General features: G+C 62.5%; 16 protein-coding genes. 11 read left to right on the forward strand and 5 right to left on the reverse strand.

All coding sequences use genetic code 11. From position 1 onward, the window contains the following. Window positions 1–27: 27 nt before the first annotated feature. The gene (locus tag AYK65_RS26965) at window positions 28–483 is read right to left on the reverse strand and encodes a hypothetical protein (protein ID WP_026614940.1); all 456 of its coding nucleotides are present in this window, start codon (window positions 481–483) and stop codon (window positions 28–30) included. Window positions 484–933: 450 nt separating this feature from the next. On the opposite strand from AYK65_RS26965, the gene AYK65_RS26970 reads away from it, so the two are divergent. The 6 genes from AYK65_RS26970 (at window position 934) to AYK65_RS26995 (ending at window position 6,815) form a co-directional block, all read left to right on the forward strand. Beyond that, complete coding sequence (locus tag AYK65_RS26970) at window positions 934–2,094, forward strand: Gfo/Idh/MocA family protein (RefSeq protein ID WP_046119254.1); 1,161 nt, start codon at window positions 934–936, stop codon at window positions 2,092–2,094. Between the two features lie 12 nt (window positions 2,095–2,106). Beyond that, a complete protein-coding gene (locus AYK65_RS26975) occupies window positions 2,107–2,991 on the forward strand; it encodes a carbohydrate ABC transporter permease (protein ID WP_026614942.1) in 885 nt (294 codons plus the stop codon). Further along, a complete protein-coding gene (locus AYK65_RS26980) occupies window positions 2,988–3,845 on the forward strand; it encodes a carbohydrate ABC transporter permease (RefSeq protein WP_026614943.1) in 858 nt (285 codons plus the stop codon). The genes AYK65_RS26975 and AYK65_RS26980 overlap by 4 nt, the downstream gene beginning before the upstream one ends. A gap of 35 nt (window positions 3,846–3,880) precedes the next feature. Beyond that, on the forward strand, window positions 3,881–5,095 hold the full coding sequence (locus AYK65_RS26985) for an ABC transporter substrate-binding protein (protein ID WP_051440513.1): 1,215 nt from the start codon (window positions 3,881–3,883) through the stop codon (window positions 5,093–5,095). A gap of 83 nt (window positions 5,096–5,178) precedes the next feature. Continuing rightward, window positions 5,179–6,312, forward strand: a complete 1,134-nt coding sequence (locus AYK65_RS26990) for an ABC transporter ATP-binding protein (protein ID WP_026614945.1) — start codon at window positions 5,179–5,181, stop codon at window positions 6,310–6,312. A 2-nt stretch (window positions 6,313–6,314) separates the two neighbouring features. Continuing rightward, window positions 6,315–6,815, forward strand: a complete 501-nt coding sequence (locus tag AYK65_RS26995) for a GNAT family N-acetyltransferase (protein WP_026614946.1) — start codon at window positions 6,315–6,317, stop codon at window positions 6,813–6,815. A 182-nt stretch (window positions 6,816–6,997) separates the two neighbouring features. Here AYK65_RS26995 and AYK65_RS27000 read toward each other — a convergent pair whose 3' ends face one another. Continuing rightward, the gene (locus AYK65_RS27000) at window positions 6,998–8,473 is read right to left on the reverse strand and encodes a M81 family metallopeptidase (protein ID WP_046119256.1); all 1,476 of its coding nucleotides are present in this window, start codon (window positions 8,471–8,473) and stop codon (window positions 6,998–7,000) included. A 22-nt stretch (window positions 8,474–8,495) separates the two neighbouring features. Beyond that, on the reverse strand, window positions 8,496–8,987 hold the full coding sequence (locus AYK65_RS27005) for a hypothetical protein (RefSeq protein ID WP_046119257.1): 492 nt from the start codon (window positions 8,985–8,987) through the stop codon (window positions 8,496–8,498). A 115-nt stretch (window positions 8,988–9,102) separates the two neighbouring features. Here AYK65_RS27005 and AYK65_RS27010 point away from each other — a divergent pair, with 115 nt between their 5' ends. The 5 genes from AYK65_RS27010 to AYK65_RS27030 are packed head-to-tail and all read left to right on the forward strand — an operon-like array spanning window position 9,103 to window position 14,560. Then, on the forward strand, window positions 9,103–9,492 hold the full coding sequence (locus AYK65_RS27010; protein ID WP_026614949.1) for a RidA family protein: 390 nt from the start codon (window positions 9,103–9,105) through the stop codon (window positions 9,490–9,492). 20 nt (window positions 9,493–9,512) lie between these two features. Beyond that, entirely contained in the window at window positions 9,513–10,376 is an 864-nt protein-coding gene (locus tag AYK65_RS27015) for a MurR/RpiR family transcriptional regulator (RefSeq protein ID WP_081162228.1), read from the forward strand. 19 nt (window positions 10,377–10,395) lie between these two features. Further along, window positions 10,396–11,172, forward strand: coding sequence for an SDR family oxidoreductase (locus AYK65_RS27020; protein WP_081162358.1), 777 nt, complete (start codon window positions 10,396–10,398; stop codon window positions 11,170–11,172). Between the two features lie 23 nt (window positions 11,173–11,195). Beyond that, window positions 11,196–13,115, forward strand: coding sequence for a beta-N-acetylhexosaminidase (locus AYK65_RS27025; RefSeq protein ID WP_081162231.1), 1,920 nt, complete (start codon window positions 11,196–11,198; stop codon window positions 13,113–13,115). An 11-nt stretch (window positions 13,116–13,126) separates the two neighbouring features. Next, entirely contained in the window at window positions 13,127–14,560 is a 1,434-nt protein-coding gene (locus AYK65_RS27030; RefSeq protein WP_081162234.1) for a M81 family metallopeptidase, read from the forward strand. Between the two features lie 173 nt (window positions 14,561–14,733). Here the strand turns inward: AYK65_RS27030 and hutU are convergent, their stop codons facing one another. After that, window positions 14,734–16,413, reverse strand: a complete 1,680-nt coding sequence (hutU, locus tag AYK65_RS27035) for a urocanate hydratase (RefSeq protein WP_026614954.1) — start codon at window positions 16,411–16,413, stop codon at window positions 14,734–14,736. Further along, window positions 16,410–17,225 (reverse strand): N-formylglutamate deformylase, encoded by an 816-nt coding sequence (hutG, locus tag AYK65_RS27040; RefSeq protein WP_081162237.1) that lies wholly within the window; start codon window positions 17,223–17,225, stop codon window positions 16,410–16,412. The genes hutU and hutG overlap by 4 nt, the downstream gene beginning before the upstream one ends.

Consider the following 17,225-nt stretch of genomic DNA (forward strand, 5'->3'; position numbering starts at 1 on the left):
GCGTGGTCGTCGTTGTTTGGAGAGAACTCAATCTGGAGGCGCGTACCGCCTGCTAAGGAACGACTCCTCCTTAAGAATAACTTCCTGCGGTTCGTCGAACACCGCCATCTCGTCGCCCAAGTTCAACAAAAGAAGATTTCCGTCAGGCTTGAAGATGAACTCATACCCAATGACAGGCCCATCTGGAGAGACAATCTCGCTAACGCTCGTGAGCGTCCTTCCAATCAAGCGGGACCAAGGGGCGTGATCTGCGAGATTCACCACCAGTTCTTTGCCATATTCGTCCAAGTCAACTTCCGACAGTTCTGACGTGTCCCACGTCAGCGTTTCGCCGCCGCTGTGGCAGAAGAACGTAATTCCCTCCGTTCCGCTGAACCGAAACCGTACGGCCTGAGGACGCTCGAAATGGAGACTTTCCCCATATGCATATATTTTGCCATCAACACGCGCCAAGGTCGAATTCAAGGCGTTTTTTGCCCACATCGCCAACTCTCCAGTGATTGGTTCCTCGAGCCCTTTGCACAGAGGTCTTGTTGCCGCCATCTTTCATTATCGTGACGAAAGTGCCGGCCAGTTTCGTCACGGCAATATCGTTGCCCCAGTGCGCTTTGCACGAGTAGATTGCGCCCGTTACCAGAGTCAATGAGAGCTTTGGCGGTCTCCATTTCTGTTACCGGGCACTAAAACACCGGGCTCTGTCATGTGCACACCGTGAGCCGAGGTTACCGGCCACGACGCAAAAGCATTCTTATTCAGCAAGGCGTCTCGCTTCGCGTGCTCAGCGCTCGTCGTCGTCGTTCGGCCGCGTAGCCCAACCGACATGAAAATAAATTTCACATTTTCGGGTAATTAGCCGTTCTGTATTGACGTGTAAAAAATTCTATCCCAGTCTACGAAAATAAATTACGCCAAAAGGCAGGGAACAGCGAGAGCATGAAAGTCGGGATAATCGGACTCGGATTCCGTCTCGGGTATCTGGGCTATGTCTTCAAGGCGATCGACGAAGGCTTCGAGATCGCGGGCTATGTCGACCCGGCGCCCGCGGGCCTTGCGACTCTCACGGAAAAGGGCATTTCCGCCGGCAAGGCCTATGCCACGCCCGAGGAGCTGATCGCCAACGAGAAGCTCGACCTCCTGATGATCGGTTCCCCGAACCACATGCATCTCGATCACATCCGCATCGGTCTGGAGGCCGGGCTCAAGGTTTTCTGCGAGAAGCCCATCGTCAGCACGATCGAGCAGAGCCTGGAGCTTGCCGTGCTGCTGGCGAAACACGGCAACGACAGACTGATGGTGGGTCTCGTGCTGCGCTATGCGCCGATGTACCGCGACCTTCGCGCCGCTCAAGCGGCAGGAACCCTGGGCGAGATCGTTTCGATCGAGGCGTCCGAGCACATCGAACCTTATCATGGCGCATTCTTCATGCGCGACTGGCGCCGCTATGGACGCTATGCCGGCAGCTTCATGCTCGAAAAATGCTGCCATGACCTCGATCTCTACAATGGCGTCGTGGGTGCGCGGCCTGAGCGCGTGGCGAGTTTCGGCGGCCGCAAGAGCTTCATCCCGGCCAATGATCCCGCCCGCGAAGGCATCAACGACCTGGAGCTTTTCCACCGCAAGCCGAGCGGCTGGAACGCCACGGACAAGGTCTTCGACAGCGACGGCGACATCATCGACTACCAGGTCGCGATCATCGAATACGCCAACGGGGTCGCGATGAACTTCCACACCAATCTCAACGTGCCGGACCAGTTCCGCCGCTTCTGCGTGATGGGCTCGCGCGGCATGGCGGAGGGCGATTTCATCCGCGGCTACCTCGACGTGCACGAGGCGCTCTCCGGCAAGAAGGTCGTCGAGAAGCGCTATGCCAAGGAGACGGCGCTGTCGCAGCATTACGGCGCCGATGAGCAGATGGCGGCGGAGATCATCGCTCATGTCAGGGATGGCGGCCCGCTGCCGGTCTCGCCGCTCGATGCGCTCGAGGCCGGCATCCTGGCTCTCTCCATGGACGAGGCGCGGATGAAGCGGGCGGTCGTCGATTTGCGGCCGCTCTGGGACCGCTTCGACGAAGCGCTGCACGCTCGTGCAGCCTGAGAGGGGCAGGGGATGAGTGTTCGGCGCAGCACCGTCATCTTTGCCTGGCTTCTGCTTCTTCCGGCTGTCCTCTACGTCACCGTTATCGTCGCCTATCCGCTGGTCGACACGTTCATCCTTTCCTTCACCGACGCTTCGCTGAAGAAGACGACCAATTGGGTCGGCACCGCCAATTACGAGAAGATCTTCAACGGCACTTTCGCACAAGTGATCATCCGCACCTTCGTCTGGACCGCCTTTTCCGTGGCGATCAAGATGATCATCGGCACCTTCGGTGCGGTGATGCTGAACGCGGCCGTGCCGGGACGGGCGCTGTTCCGGGTGCTCACCATGCCGCCATGGATCGTACCGATGGCCATCGGCATCTTCATGTGGGGCTGGATGTATAACGGCCAGTTCGGAATGATCTCCGGCATGCTCCAGAATTTGGGACTGGTGGATGGTCCGGTCGCCTTCCTCGCCCACGGCTCCACCGCCTTCTGGGCGACGATCATCACCGACGTCTGGATCGGCGTGCCCCTGGTGACGCTCTATTTGCTCGCTTCGATGCAGGCGATCCCACAGGACCTCTATGAGGCGGCCTGGACGGATGGGGCCGGACGATTCTATCGCTTCCGCCGCATCACCCTGCCGCTTCTCGTGCCAGCGATGATCACCATGTCGATGCTGTCGCTGATCGCCACTTTCAACTCTTTCGACATCATCTGGATCCTGACCCAGGGCGGGCCGAACGGCGACACTACGACGATGATCATCGACACCTATCGGACGGCGATCGGCTCGAAGAAATACGGCGAAGGGGCAGCTCGCGCGGTGCTGATCTGCATCTTCCTGTCGATCTTCTGCATCGCCTACTTCCGCGTGACCCACCGCCTCGCCTCGGGAGAAAGCCGATGAGCCAGCCGGCCATGATCAATCGTTATCGCTGGTACGAACTTGTCGGCATCTATGCGGGCATCTTCGTTTTCCTGACCTTCATTCTCGCTCCCTTCGTCGAAGGCTTCCTGGTGTCGCTGAAGCCGCTCGCGCTCTTGTTCTCCTCGCCCTACCGCTTCTGGCCCGAGAACGGGTCTTTCGAGGCTTATCGTACGATGTGGGTAAGCGTGCCGGGTTTCGCCCGCTACATCTTCAATTCCTTTTTCATCTCCACGATCGTGACCGCGGTCGTGCTTGTGCTGGTGGTGCCGTCTGCCTACGCCTTTGCCCGCTTCACGTTCCGTGGCAGTGGCGCGCTGCTCGCGGCCTTCCTCGCGGTCAACATGTTTTCAGGCGCGGTGCTGCTCATCCCGCTCTTCAGGCTGATGCGCAGCTTCGGGGTGTTGAACACCTATTTCGCGATGATCGTGCCGGGCGTCGCCTTCCTCATCCCGTCTGCCATCTGGCTGTTGCGCACCTACATGATGCGCATCCCGCGGGAGCTCGACGAGGCTGCCTTCGTCGACGGGGCAAGCCATTTCTACACGCTTCGCCGCGTCATCCTGCCGATCGCCATGCCCGGCATCACGGTGGTCGCGATCACTACCTTCATCGGATCCTACGCCCAGCAATTCATCTTCGCGCTGACCTTCAACTCGAAGTCCGAATACATGCCCCTGCCGATAGGCCTCTATGCTTATTTCGGCCGGCAGGAAGTGGTCTGGAATGAGCTCATGGCGGCAAGTTTCGTCGGCATCGCGCCGGCCGTCGTCCTCATTTTCCTGATGCAACGCTATCTCGTCGCGGGCCTGACCGCCGGCGCCGTGAAACAGTAACCGCAACAACGAGCTTCACAAGCGAGGGGAATACCATGAGAAAGCATGCCTCATTGATTGCCGGGACTTTCGCGCTTCTCGCCACCACGGCGCTGCCGGCGCTGGCCGATACCGAGATCACCTTTCTCGCCTGCGGCGACAAGATGCAGCCGGCACACGCCGAGTTCATCAAGAAGTGGGAGGAGGCCAATCCCGGCTATAAGATTGCCGCGGAAGTGGTCGGCTGGGGCCAGTGCCAGGACAAGGTGACGACGCTTGCTGCCTCCGGCACGCCCGTGGCGCTCGCCTATGTCGGCTCGCGCACGCTCAAGGAATTCGCACAGAATGAACTGATCGTGCCGATCCCGTTTACGGACGAAGAGAAGGCCTCCTATTACCCCTACATCATGGACACGGTGACGACCGACGGCAAGCAATGGGGCGTTCCGGTCGCCTTCTCCACCAAGTCGCTGTTCTGGAACAAGGAACTGTTCAAGCAGGCCGGCCTTGATCCGGAGAAGCCGCCGAAGACCTGGGCGGAAGAGCTCGAATACGCCAAGACGATCAAGGAGAAGACAGGCATCGCCGGGTTTGGCGTGGTGGCCAAGACCTTCGACAACACCATGCACCAGTTCCTGCACTGGGTTTACACCAATAACGGCTCGGTCATCGACGCCGACGGCAATATCACGCTCGACAGCAAGGAGAACCTCGAAGCGCTGACGGCGCTGAAGGACATCGTGCCCTATGCCGAAGAAGGCCCGACCTCCTATGAGCAGAACGAGGTGCGCGCGATCTTCCTCGACGGCAAGCTCGGCATGATCCATGCATCCGTCGGCGCGGTGAACCGTTTGAAGGAAACGAAGATCGACTGGGGCGTCGCGCCGTTGCCGCTCGGGCCGAGCGCCAAGGGCCCGGGCACGCTCTTGATCACCGACAGCCTTGCAGTCTTCAGCGGCACGGGTGTCGAGGAGAAGGCGATCGAGTTCGCCAAGTTCCTGACCAATCCCGAAAACCAGCCGATCTATGAAGCGCAGGAAGGTCTGACGCCGCTGCGCCCGGGCAAGGCCGTGGACGAGATGGTCGCCGCCAATCCCTATTGGAAGCCGTTCATCGACGGCATCTCCTTCGGCGGGCCGGAGCCGCTCTTTACCGACTACAAGGGCTTGCAGAACACGATGATCGAAATGGTCCAGTCGGTCGTCACCGGCAAGGCGGAGCCCGCCGATGCGCTGAAGAAGGCCGCTGGCGAGCTCGAACAGTACAAATAATGCCTGTCGGGGCCGCGGGCTTCGGAGTCCGCGGTCCCAGCTTTTAGGCGCCGCCTCACGCGCCGGCGGTTGGAGACAGATTCTTGGGACAGCTCAAACTCAACAAGGTTCAGAAGTTCTACGGCACGTTCGAGGTGCTGAAGAGCGTCGAACTCGAAGTCAGGAACGGCGAATTCGTGGTCTTCGTTGGGCCTTCCGGCTGCGGCAAGTCCACCCTGCTCAGAATGATCGCGGGCCTTGACGAGACGACGGCGGGCGACATCGTCATCGACGGCAAGCGGGTGAACGACCTGCCGCCCGTCAAGCGCGGCATCGCCATGGTCTTCCAGTCCTATGCGCTCTATCCGCATATGACCGTGTTCGAGAACATCGCCTTTCCGCTCAGGGTCGAAAAAATGCCGGAGGAGAAGCTCAAGGCGAAGGTCGAGCATGCCGCGCGCATCCTTCATCTCGATCAGCGCTTGCAGCAGAAGCCGGGCATGCTTTCCGGCGGCCAGCGCCAGCGCGTCGCGATCGGCCGCGCGATCGTGCGCGAGCCGAAGATCTTCCTCTTCGACGAGCCGCTCTCGAACCTCGATGCGGCGCTCCGGGCCGACATGCGCATTGAGCTTGCGAAACTGCATCGGCAATTGAAGGCGACGATGATCTACGTCACGCACGACCAGGTCGAGGCGATGACGATGGCGGACCGGATCGTCGTGCTGAATGCCGGAGAGATCGCACAGACCGGTGCGCCGCTCGAGCTTTACCACAAGCCGGCCAATATGTTCGTCGCCGGCTTCATCGGCCATCCGAAGATGAACTTCCTGCCGGTGACCTGCACGGGTGCGAGCGACGCGGGCGTCGAGTTCGACTATCGGGGCGAGACGGCCCTTGTTCCGGTCGTGCCTCGCGGCGGCATGGTCGGCCGCACGCTGACCCTCGGCGTGCGTCCGGAGCACATCCAGCTGGGGGCCGCGGACCTGACGCTCACGGTCACGCCGTCGGTGATCGAGCGCCTCGGCGCGCACACTGTCGCCTATGCCTCGCTTGGCGGGGAGGGCGAGAACTATTGCGCCATGCTGCCGGGGAACATCGCCATCCGCGCGGACCAACAGGTCAAGACCGGCATCCGCGCCGCCGATTGCCACCTCTTCGACGAAAACGGCGTCGCCTTCGAGCGTCGGGTGGAGATGTCGGACATCGACATGAGCCTGTTCGATCCGGCGGTGGCTTGATCGTGGTTGCAATCATCCGACTGCTCGGCCCCGGCGACGTCGACACCTTTCGCAATATCCGGCTGGAATCGCTGCGCGCCGAACCAAATTCCTTTGCCAGCAGTGCCGAAGATTGGGAAAGCTTGTCGGACGACGAGTGGCGCCGGCGAATGCTCGATAATCCTGTCTTCGTGGCCTTTGATGACCACGTCCCGGTCGGCCTCATGGGCCTGATGCGCCAGCGTGCAAGCAAGATGGCGCACCGGGCGACGCTCATCATGGTCTACGTGCGTCGCGACTTGCGCGGTAGCGGCCTCGCGTCGCGACTCTTGGACGCAGTCACGGATCATGCACGAGGCATCGGTGTCCGGCAGTTGGAGCTTGCCGCAAGCGCGGAGAATTCGGCTGCGGTCCGATTTTACGTGCGGATGGGCTTTACCGAAGTCGGCCGCATCCCGGGCGGCTGTATTCGTGACGGCCGGGAAGTCGACGATATTCTGATGGCGAAGCGCATCGTCGACTAAACGCCGAACGTGATGAGCCCCTCATCCGCCTGACGGCCCCTTCTCCCCGCCAGCGGGGCGAAGGGGACTCGCAGCGCGGGTTCCGTGCCCTCGCCCCCGCGTGCGGGGAGAGGGCTGGGGGGAGGGCAGGTTCCCTATAAACCATTGGGATCAGCTACATTCCTTTGCACCCGACGAATGCCTCAAGCCGCACCGCGCTCCGGCCTGTGCGGGTCGGCGACCATCGGCCAGATGTCGCGTTTTGCGCGCCGGTAGGGCGTCTTCGCCGGGTCGTTGGGGTAGGGGGTTCCCGCCGAACAATAGATGATCTCGGAGGCGATCTTCGAGAACGAGGCGAAGAAGTGGTTCGTGGATTTGATCACGAGGATCTTCTTCGACGTCGGATCGATCCCCATGACCGAGAAAAGGCTCGGGTCGAAGCTCTGCGCGCGTGTCGAGTTCAGGATGATGTCGATGCCGCGAAATTCGATATGCGCGGCATCGCCGAAAGGAGCGAAGCTCTCTCCGAAGCGCATCTCGGCATTGCGCACGAGCTTGACCACCTTGACGATGCCATCGATTGGCCTGCCCGTGCCAGGTGCCGATTTCGCGCCAAAGCGCAGTGGGATCTCGGCGCCCTCTCCGGCGGCCATGCAGATCCGTACTGCCATCGGATCCCAGATGGTGCCGATCGCCGCATCGGTGACGTTGTTCGCGAGCAGTTCTTCCAGCACTACGGTGGCGTCGCCCGCCGTGCCGCCGCCGGGATTGTCCCACATGTCGGCGATCACCACCGGGCCGGCCGGCGCGGTCATCGCTTGCGCCACGGCCTGGCGCTCGTCGATTTCCGGCATGCGATAGGTGCCGCGACCGGCGAAAAGCTCGAGCCCGAGTTCCCGGGCAAGCGCGTCACCCTTTGCGCTATTGCCGTTGGTCACAGCCAGCATTTTGGTGCCCATTTCAGGTACATCGCCGGCCATGAAGCCATGCACCACCGATAGCGACAGCACATCGGCATCGTCCCGCTCGATCCGCATGAGCTTGTCGACGAAGCTGCGCATCGGCTCGCGCGAAGTGGGGAACACGTCGATCATGCGGCAGTCGAAGATCGACATGACCGGGGCGACGCGGCCTTCGAGCGTATCGACGGCGATCCGCCAGAGGTCTTCGGCACGGTCGACGAAGTCCGTGTGTGGAAATTCCTTGAAGAAGACGAAAAAGTCGGCGGCCGCGACTCGCTTCTCCGTGAGGTGGCTATGCGGATCGAGTTCGGCGCAGACGAGCACGTCCGGCCCGACGATTTCGCGCACGCGCTGAAGCAGATCGCCCTCGGTGTCCTCGTAACCGTCGGCGACCATCGCGCCGTGCAGGCCGAGAACGACGGCATTGACGGGCAGGGCGTCGCGCAGTTGGGCGAGGATCTCGTCGCGCAAAGCCTCGTAGGTCTGCCGGTTCACGAGCCCCGCCGGGTCCGCCCAGGCGGCCGTACCCTCGATCAATTGCCAACCCTTCTCCGCCGCTATGCGCCGGCCGACGGTGATCGGCGCGGTGCAAAGCGTCGGCGTTTGCGGATGCTCGCCGGGCGCGGCGTAAAGGGAGGCCTCGAAGGCGCGCCGGTCGATGCAGATCGGTGAGAAGGTATTCGTCTCGGTCGCGAGCGCCGCGGTGAAGATGCGCACTGCCGTTGCCTTTTCCTTCACCTCAGTTGGACCCCATCGGGTTGGGAAGGTAGCCGGTGAAGCCGCAGATCTTCCAGCGCCCCTCATGCAGGCGGCAATAATAGACCGTCTGCCATTTCAAGACATCGAAGCTGCCATCCGATCTCGTCAAGCGCCCGTCGAACTTCTTGCGCGCGAGCGCGAGTTCCCCGTTGATCTCGATATCCTCGAGCGTGGTTGTCGCGAAGATTGCGGCCCGCGGATCCTCGGCAAAGGATTGTTCGGCGAAAGCCCTCGCCTGACGCAACCATTCATCCCGGTAAGCGGCGAGCGTCGGAAAGGTGAGTCGCCACTCGTCCGGGTCCGTTTCGCGCCTTCCATCGATGCCGATGAAGCTCTCCTCGACGAAATCGTCGGCCACCATCGACCAATCGGCGGCGAGGAACGCGTCGATATCGCGGGTCACCAGCATTTCCCAGATGGAGTGCCGGGCAACGTCGCTTTCAGCAAACGGATTCTGGAACGGGTTCCGCATATGTTTCGCCCCGGATTGAAATTCTTTTCATAAATAAGATTTTCTCTGGCCAAATTCCGCATTCTATGGTCACTTGTCAACGGAGGAAGAAAATAATTTGCAGAGAGGGCGTTCCGTGTCGATCAAGCGCTACGGTGGCGAACAGGCTGGTGCGGGCGGAAAATCACTGCCCTTCGCGCGCGCCGTCGAGGCGGACGGCTGGCTCTACGTCTCCGGTCAGGTCGCGATGGAGAAGGGCGAGATCATCGACGGCAACATCGTCGCGCAAGCGCACAAGGCGATCGGCAATCTGCTCGCTATTTTGAAAGAGGCGGATTACCGTGTCGAGCACGTGGTGAGAGTTGGCGTCTGGCTGGACGATCCGCGCGATTTCTGGAGCTTCAACAGCATCTATCAGGATTATTTCGGAGCTCATCCGCCGGCACGCGCCTGCGTGCAGTCTTCCATGATGGTCGATTGCAAGGTGGAGATCGACTGCGTCGCCGATAAGCCGAAGGACGCCTGAGCAGGAAAGGGCGCCGCTCGATGGATATTTTCGCGACATTGCAGGAGGAAAAGGGGCGGCTCTCGCAGTCGGAAAACCGCATTGCCGACATCCTGCTCAATGACTTCGAGTTTGCCGTGAATGCGTCGATCATCGAGCTCGCGGGCAAGGCCGATGTTTCGCCGCCGACGGTCACGCGCTTTTGCCGGCGTCTCGGCTGCGAGAGCTTTTCCGACTTTAAGGTGCAACTGGCGCGCACGCCCTATATCGGCATGCGCTATCTGAAACCGGAGCCGAAAAGCCAGGAGCCGGCCGATGTGGCGCAGGACATCATCACCAAGGCGCAGAATGCGTTGTTCCTCTTGCACCGCTCGCTCGACCTTGCGGCGATCGAGCAGGCCGCCGATCGGCTGGCGCAGGCGGAAATGATCTATGCCTTCGGCTCGGGCGGCAATTCCTCGATGATCGCCGGCGAATTGCAGAACCGCCTGTTTCGTCTGGGGCTGCGCATCACCTCGAGCTCCGACCACAGCATGCAACTGATGATGGCGGCGGCGGCACGCCCCGCCGATGTCATCGTCGGCTCGTCCTTTTCGGGGCGCAATACGGAGCTGGTGCGTGCCTTCACACTCGCGCGCGAAGCCAAGGTTCCCACGATCGCGCTTACCCAGAGCGGCAGTCCAGTCGCTGAAGCCGCGGATATCACCGTCCCGGTCGACCTACCGGAAGGGCACAACATCTATCGTCCGACCTCCACGCGCATCGCCTATCTCGCGCTGCTCGATATCCTCGCGAGCCTCGTCGCCTACCGCGTTCAGCCGCAGGCCACGGCGACGCTGAGGCGCATCAAGCAGCAACTCGTCGTGCACAGAGATGGAGACGACCGCCAACTTCTCGGAGATTAATGTGCCGCAGGAAACGCGTATGCCGAAATCTGTCGCGATCGTCACCGGAGCTGCCGGCGATATCGGCCGCGCGATCGCCAGGCGGCTCGCTGACGGACATGACGTGGTGCTGCTCGCCGACATCGACGGCGATGCTGCCGAGAGGGCGGCGCACGATCTTGGCGCCGAGGAGCATTTCGTCGCCGTCTCCTGTGACGTGACCGATGCCCCAAGCGTGGCGGCGATGGCAGCCAAAGCCAGGTCGCTCGGCACGGTGCGCACGCTCGTCAACAATGCCGGCGCGGCGCGCGCAGTCAGCCTGCACGACACGACGCAGGCGATCTGGCGCATGGACAACGCGCTCAATCTCGAAGCCGCCTTCCTTTGCTTCCGCGCGGTCGAGGAGATGCTGAAGGAGAGCCAAGGCTCGGTCGTCAACGTCGCTTCGGTCAACGGCATGAACGTGTTCGGCCATCCGGCCTACAGCGCCGCCAAGGCGGGCCTTCTGCATCTCACGCGGCTGATCGCCGTGGAATACGGCAAGTTCGGCATCCGCGCGAATGCGGTCGCGCCGGGCACGGTGCGCACGAAAGCCTGGGAGGCGCGTGCGGCGGCCAATCCGCAAGTCTTTGAAGAGGCGAAGCGCTGGTATCCGCTTGAGCGCATCGTCGATCCCGATGATATCGCTGAGGCCGTTCGCTTCCTTGCGAGCCCCTTGGCGAAAGCCATCTCCGGCGTCTGCCTGCCGGTCGACTGCGGCCTCACCGCTGGCCAAGCCGAGGTGGCGCGTACGTTCTCGCAATCCAACCACTACTGATCAATCCATTTTGGAGAATGCCCATGCTGCCGGTTTCTTATCGCCTCGAATCTGCCTGGCAACCGGAGGGCGGCCCCCACGGACGCTTCACCTTCACTCTCTTCAATCTTTCGGATTCGCCGCTCAGCGGCTTCCGCCTGGCCTACACGTCGCTCACCCGTGTGGTCGATCCGGCCGCTTGCGATAACGCAACCTTCCTCCGCCGCAACGCCAATTTCCATGAGTTCGCGCCGCCTGAGGGCTTCGCTCTTGCGCCAGGGGAAAACTGGACCTTCACCGTCGGCGGCCTCAACCGGCAGGCGAAACATTGCACCGACGGGGCGAAGTCGGCCTATCTGACGCTTTCCGATGCGCGGTACGTGCCGGTGGCCGTATCCGACCTGCGTTTGGAAGGAGCTACGAGCGAGCCGCCGCCGGCACGCCTGCCGGAGGGCCACGTTGGCCTGCCCTTCGCGCTGCAGCCCTGGCCGGCGAAGATCGATGCGGTGGCCGGAGAAGGACTTCCGGCCGTTCTCTTTCCCGCGGCGAACAGCAGCACAGAAGACATCAGGGCGATCTCCGATGTGCTGGCGCTTTTCCATAGGCTCTTCCCGGCTGGCCACGCTCCGTTCAGCCTTGCGCCGTCCGGGCAGGGCCAACCGATCGTCTTCGCGAAGAGGGGTGACCTTGGCGTCGAAGCCTACCGGCTTGCCTTCTCAGGTCGGGAAATCCGGCTCGAATACGGTGCAGCCGCCGGACGGCAATATGGTCTGACGACGCTCGCGCAGCTTATCGACGGCGCCCGCAATCATGCGACCAAATTCCGCTTTCCCGCCGCGGGCACGATTGTCGATCAACCCCGCTACGGCTGGCGCGGCTGCCATCTGGATGTCTCGCGGCAATTCTACCCGACCGCCGACATCATGCGTCTCATCGACATTCTTGCCTGGTTCAAGCTCAATATCTTCCATTGGCATCTGACCGACGACGAGGCCTGGCGACTGGAGATCAGGGCCTACCCGACCTTGACGGCGCTCGGCGTGCTGCGCGGTCCGGACGAGCCTATGCTGCCGCAGCTTGGCAACGGCGCCGACCCGGTCGGTGGTTTCTACAGCCAGGAAGAGGTCAAGGCGATCGTCGCCCATGCGGCGGCGCTCCACGTCGAAGTTGTTCCGGAGATCGACATTCCCGGTCACAGCACGGCCGCGCTCGTCGCGCTTCCGGAACTCGCCGACGGGCAGGAGGCGCCGGAGAGCTATTATTCGGTCCAGGGTTATCCCAACAACGCCCTCAATCCGGCCGTGCCGTTCACCTACGAATTCCTGGAAAAGGTCTTCGACGAGATGGTCGAGCTCTTCCCGAGTCAGTACATCCACGTCGGCGGCGACGAAGTGGCCGATGGTTCATGGATGGCGTCACCGCTTGCGCGCAAGCTGATGGAAGAGGAGAGGATTTCCGGCACCTTCGCGCTGCAGTCCTACTTCCTGAAGAAGGTGAAACAGATGCTAACGGCGCGCGGCCGCAAGCTCGTCGGCTGGAACGAGGTCGCGCACGGCGGCGGCGTCGGAACCGACGGCACGCTCTTAATGGCCTGGGAGAATCCCAAGGTCGGGATCGAGCTGGCGCGCGAAGGTTACGACGTGGTGATGACGCCCGGCCAGGCCTATTATCTCGACATGGCCCAGGCGGAGGCTTGGCAGGAGCCCGGTGCGAGCTGGGCCGGCACGGCAACGCCGGCGCATACCTATGCTTACGAGGCGGAAGGCGAGTTCCCGGAAGAGCTGAAGAGCCGCATGAAGGGCGTGCAGGCCTGCATCTGGTCGGAGCATTTCCTGTCGCGTGGTTACTTCAATCGCCTGGTGTTCCCGCGCTTGCCGGCGATCGCGGAAGCCGCCTGGACGCCGAAGGAGCAGAAGAACTGGCTGCGCTTCGCCGCTATCGCGCCCTTGAGCCCTATGCTGTGAGCTGACCGGCCATGCGGATCGCCGTCGGTGGAATCCATACGGAATGCAGCACCTATTCGCCCGTTCTGATGACGGTCGAAGACTTCCGGGTGCTCAGGGGAGAGGACCTCCTGAGGGCGGAATACTTCGATTTCCTCGAGGCGGAAGGGATCGGGCATATTCCGCTCCTGCATGCGCGGGCCGTCCCAGGCGGTCCGGTCTCCCGTGCGGCCTACGATGTCTTCCGGGCGGAGTTCCTCGAACGGCTCGAAGCGGCATTGCCGCTCGACGGGCTCTATCTTGCGATGCACGGGGCGATCAAGGTCGACGGGATGGACGATGCGGAAGGCGACTGGATCTCCGCCGCTCGCGCCGTCGTCGGTCACGATTGTCCGTTGGCGGTCAGCTACGACCTCCATGGCAATGTCAGCCAACGGATCATCGACCAGATCGATATCTTCGCCGCCTACCGAACTGCGCCACATATCGACACGCGCGAAACCATGGTGCGGGCCTGGTCGATGCTGATCGAGGCATTGCGTCATGGCACGCGCCCCGGCGTCGCCTGGGCACCCGTGCCGGTGCTCCTACCCGGGGAACGCACCTCGACGGAGGACGACCCGGCCAAGAGTCTCTACCTGGCTCTGCCGGAAATCGACAAACGGCCCGGCATTCTCGATGCCAATTTGATGGTGGGGTATGTCTGGGCCGATGAGCCGCGGGCGACTGCCTGCGCCGTAGTCACCGGCTCGGACAGGACGGCGGCTTCGAAAGCGGCGGAGGAAATCGCTGCAAGCTACTGGAATGAGCGGAAGAATTTTTCCTTCGGGCCGGTCACCGGACCGCTCGAGGCAATGCTCGACATTGCCGAAGGCGCAACAACGAAGCCCGTCATTCTGGCCGACTCCGGCGACAATCCAACCGGCGGCGGTGTCGGCGACCGCGCCGATGTGTTGAATGCGCTTCTCAACCGCGGTTGGCAGGACGCGTTGATTGCCGGCATCGCCGATCGACCGGCTGTGGAGGCCTGCTTCGCCGCCGGCGAGGGCGAGACGCTGACGTTGCGGATCGGCGGCAGTCTCGACCCGTCGAGCGCTCCCGCAGAGGTGACGGTGAAGGTCATGCGCGTTGATGATCCGGGATCTGCCGCCGAGCGTCAGGCGGTGGTCGAGGCGGAAGGCATCGTGATCGTGCTGTCGGCGCGGCGCCGTCCCTATCACAATATCGAGGACTTTCGCCGCCTCGGCCTCGACCCCGCAACCATGCGCCTACTCGTCGTCAAGTCCGGCTATCTTTCGCCGGAGCTCGCGCCGATCGCCAATCCCAACCTGATGGCGCTCACTCATGGAGTCGTCAATCAGGACATAGAACACCTCGCGAGCGAGCGCCGCCTGCGGCCGGTCTTCCCCTTCGATCGGGATTTCGATTTCGCGCCGAAGGCGCGCCTATCGGCGCGGTGGAAGTAGGGGATTACCGCGGAAACCCATTGGATTATGGCGGCCAGCGATTGGTCGTGTTAACCCCCTTTGCCCTGCCGGGCATCTCCCCCACAAGGGGGGAGATCGGCAAGACGCGAGCTGGGCGCTTGCGGGCTGGGAAGGCGTGGATGTTGTGCAATCTGGAGCAGCCACCCGGTCCATCAGTTCCCGAGTATCCCCGGCAGGCGGAGACCCTGCTCCTTGGCGCAGTCGAGCGCTACGTCGTAGCCCGCGTCGGCATGGCGCATGACGCCCGTCGCCGGATCGTTCCAGAGCACCCGTTCGATGCGCCGGGCTGCATCGTCGGTACCGTCGCAGCAGATCACCATGCCGGAATGTTGCGAGAAGCCCATGCCGACGCCGCCGCCGTGGTGCAGCGATACCCAGGTGGCGCCGGAGGCGGTGTTGAGCAGGGCGTTCAACAGCGGCCAGTCGGAAACCGCGTCCGAGCCGTCCTTCATCGCTTCGGTCTCACGGTTCGGCGAAGCGACCGAGCCGGAGTCGAGATGGTCGCGGCCGATGACGATCGGTGCCTTCAGCTCGCCCGTGCGCACCATCTCGTTGAAGGCGAGGCCGAGGCGATGACGATCGCCAAGGCCGACCCAGCAGATGCGTGCAGGCAAGCCCTGGAAAGCGATGCGCTCGCGGGCCATGTCGAGCCAATTGTGCAGGTGTTTGTTGTCGGGCAGCAGCTCCTTCACCTTCCGGTCCGTCTTGTAGATATCCTCCGGGTCGCCGGAAAGCGCCGCCCAGCGGAACGGTCCGATGCCCATGCAGAAGAGCGGACGGATATAGGCGGGGACGAAGCCCGGGAAATCGAAGGCGCGCTCGAGACCTTCGTCCTTCGCCACCTGGCGGATGTTGTTGCCGTAGTCGAGCGTCGGGACGCCGGAATCCCAGAAGGCGAGCATCGCTTCGACATGGTCGCGCATCGAAGCGCGGGCGGCTTTCTCCACCGCCTTCGGATCGCTCTCGCGCTTGGCCTTCCATTCGGCGATCGTCCAGCCCCTCGGCAGATAACCATTGATCGGATCATGCGCCGAGGTCTGGTCCGTGACGATGTCCGGCCGAATCCCGCGGCGGACCATTTCGGGTAGGACCTCCGAGGCATTGCCTAGGAGACCTACGGACTTGGCCTCGCCGGCCTTGGTCCAGCGCTCGATCATCGCCATAGCTTCATCGAGCGTCTCGGCCTTCTCGTCGAGATAACGGGTGCGCAGGCGGAAATCGATCGAGTCCGGATTGCACTCCACGGCAAGGCAGCAGGCGCCGGCCATGACGGCGGCGAGCGGCTGGGCACCGCCCATGCCGCCGAGGCCGCCGGTGAGGATCCACTTGCCTTTGAGATTGCCGCCATAGTGCCGGCGGCCGGCCTCGGCAAAGGTCTCGTAGGTGCCCTGCACGATGCCCTGCGTGCCGATATAGATCCAGGAGCCGGCGGTCATCTGGCCATACATGGCGAGACCCTTCCTATCCAGCTCGTTGAAGTGGTCCCAGGTCGCCCAGTGCGGTACGAGATTGGAATTGGCGATCAGCACGCGCGGCGCATCCTTGTGGGTGCGGAAGACGCCGACGGGCTTGCCGGACTGGACGAGCAAGGTCTCGTCCTCGTTCAGGTCCTTGAGCGCTGCGACGATGCGGTCGAAATCATCCCAGGTACGGGCGGCGCGGCCGATGCCGCCATAGACGACGAGTTCGTGCGGGTTCTCGGCGACATCCGGATCGAGATTGTTCATCAGCATCCGCAGCGGCGCTTCGGTCAGCCAGTTCTTGGCGCTGATCTCGGTTCCGCGCGGACTGCGCACCTCGCGAATATTGTGGCGCGGATTGTTCGTGTTCATGCCTCACTCCCTGTGCGTTGGAGGTCGAATGCTTTTGCTTCAATGGCTTCCAGGATGTTCCGGAGATGACGTCGAAGCCTTTCGGCTTTCGCCACGTCCAGGGCGAAGGGCGGTGCTTCCGCAGTCAAATGGGTCGATTGCGCCAGTTCCATCTGGATGGCGTGCACGCCCTGTTGCGGGCGGCCATAGTGGCGCGTCGCCCAACCGCCCTTGAAGCGACCGTTGAGCACGTGGCTATAACCATCTGCTTTTGCCGCGATTTCGACCGCCGATCTTTCGATCGCTCGCGCACAGGTTTGCCCCATATCCGTGCCGATGTTGAAGTCCGGCAGCTTGCCTTCGAAAAGGAAGGGGATGTGCGAGCGGATCGAGTGGCAATCATAGAGCACGGCAACGCCGTGGATCGCCTTGACGCGGGCGATCTGGGCGGCAAGGGCGCCATGATAGGGCGCATGAAAGGCGCGCAGGCGCTCTGCGATATTGGCCTCCGTCGGGCCCTCGCCATCCTTCCAGATCGGCACGCCATCGAAATCCGTTTCTGGAACGAGCCCCGTCGTGTTCTGGCCGGGATAGAGGCTGACGCCCTCCGGGTCGCGATTGGCGTCGATGACGTAGCGGTGGAAGGTGGCGCGGACGGTGGTCGCGTCCGGCAGCAGGCCCTCGTAGAGCTCGTGTATATGCCAGTCCGTGTCGGCGAGGATGCGGCCATTGTCGTTCAGCCGCTCCCATATCGAAGAGGGCACGTGCGTGCCCGTATGCGGAAAACCGAGAATGACGGGCGAGGTGCCCTGCCGGACTTCATAGACCGCCAT

The sequence above is a fragment of the Ensifer aridi genome (assembly GCF_002078505.1).
GTDB classification, from domain to species: domain Bacteria; phylum Pseudomonadota; class Alphaproteobacteria; order Rhizobiales; family Rhizobiaceae; genus Sinorhizobium; species Sinorhizobium aridi.

What these genes read in the sequence shown, in the direction of transcription:
- AYK65_RS26965 (WP_026614940.1), bottom strand. Translation starts at nt 483, where the DNA reads ATGTGGGCAAAAAACGCCTTGAATTCGACCTTGGCGCGTGTTGATGGC.
- AYK65_RS26970 (WP_046119254.1), top strand. Translation starts at nt 934, where the DNA reads ATGAAAGTCGGGATAATCGGACTCGGATTCCGTCTCGGGTATCTGGGC.
- AYK65_RS26975 (WP_026614942.1), top strand. Translation starts at nt 2,107, where the DNA reads ATGAGTGTTCGGCGCAGCACCGTCATCTTTGCCTGGCTTCTGCTTCTT.
- AYK65_RS26980 (WP_026614943.1), top strand. Translation starts at nt 2,988, where the DNA reads ATGAGCCAGCCGGCCATGATCAATCGTTATCGCTGGTACGAACTTGTC.
- AYK65_RS26985 (WP_051440513.1), top strand. Translation starts at nt 3,881, where the DNA reads ATGAGAAAGCATGCCTCATTGATTGCCGGGACTTTCGCGCTTCTCGCC.
- AYK65_RS27005 (WP_046119257.1), bottom strand. Translation starts at nt 8,987, where the DNA reads ATGCGGAACCCGTTCCAGAATCCGTTTGCTGAAAGCGACGTTGCCCGG.
- AYK65_RS27015 (WP_081162228.1), top strand. Translation starts at nt 9,513, where the DNA reads ATGGATATTTTCGCGACATTGCAGGAGGAAAAGGGGCGGCTCTCGCAG.
- AYK65_RS27020 (WP_081162358.1), top strand. Translation starts at nt 10,396, where the DNA reads ATGCCGAAATCTGTCGCGATCGTCACCGGAGCTGCCGGCGATATCGGC.
- AYK65_RS27025 (WP_081162231.1), top strand. Translation starts at nt 11,196, where the DNA reads ATGCTGCCGGTTTCTTATCGCCTCGAATCTGCCTGGCAACCGGAGGGC.
- AYK65_RS27030 (WP_081162234.1), top strand. Translation starts at nt 13,127, where the DNA reads ATGCGGATCGCCGTCGGTGGAATCCATACGGAATGCAGCACCTATTCG.
- hutU (WP_026614954.1), bottom strand. Translation starts at nt 16,413, where the DNA reads ATGAACACGAACAATCCGCGCCACAATATTCGCGAGGTGCGCAGTCCG.
- hutG (WP_081162237.1), bottom strand. Translation starts at nt 17,225, where the DNA reads ATGGCGGTCTATGAAGTCCGGCAGGGCACCTCGCCCGTCATTCTCGGT.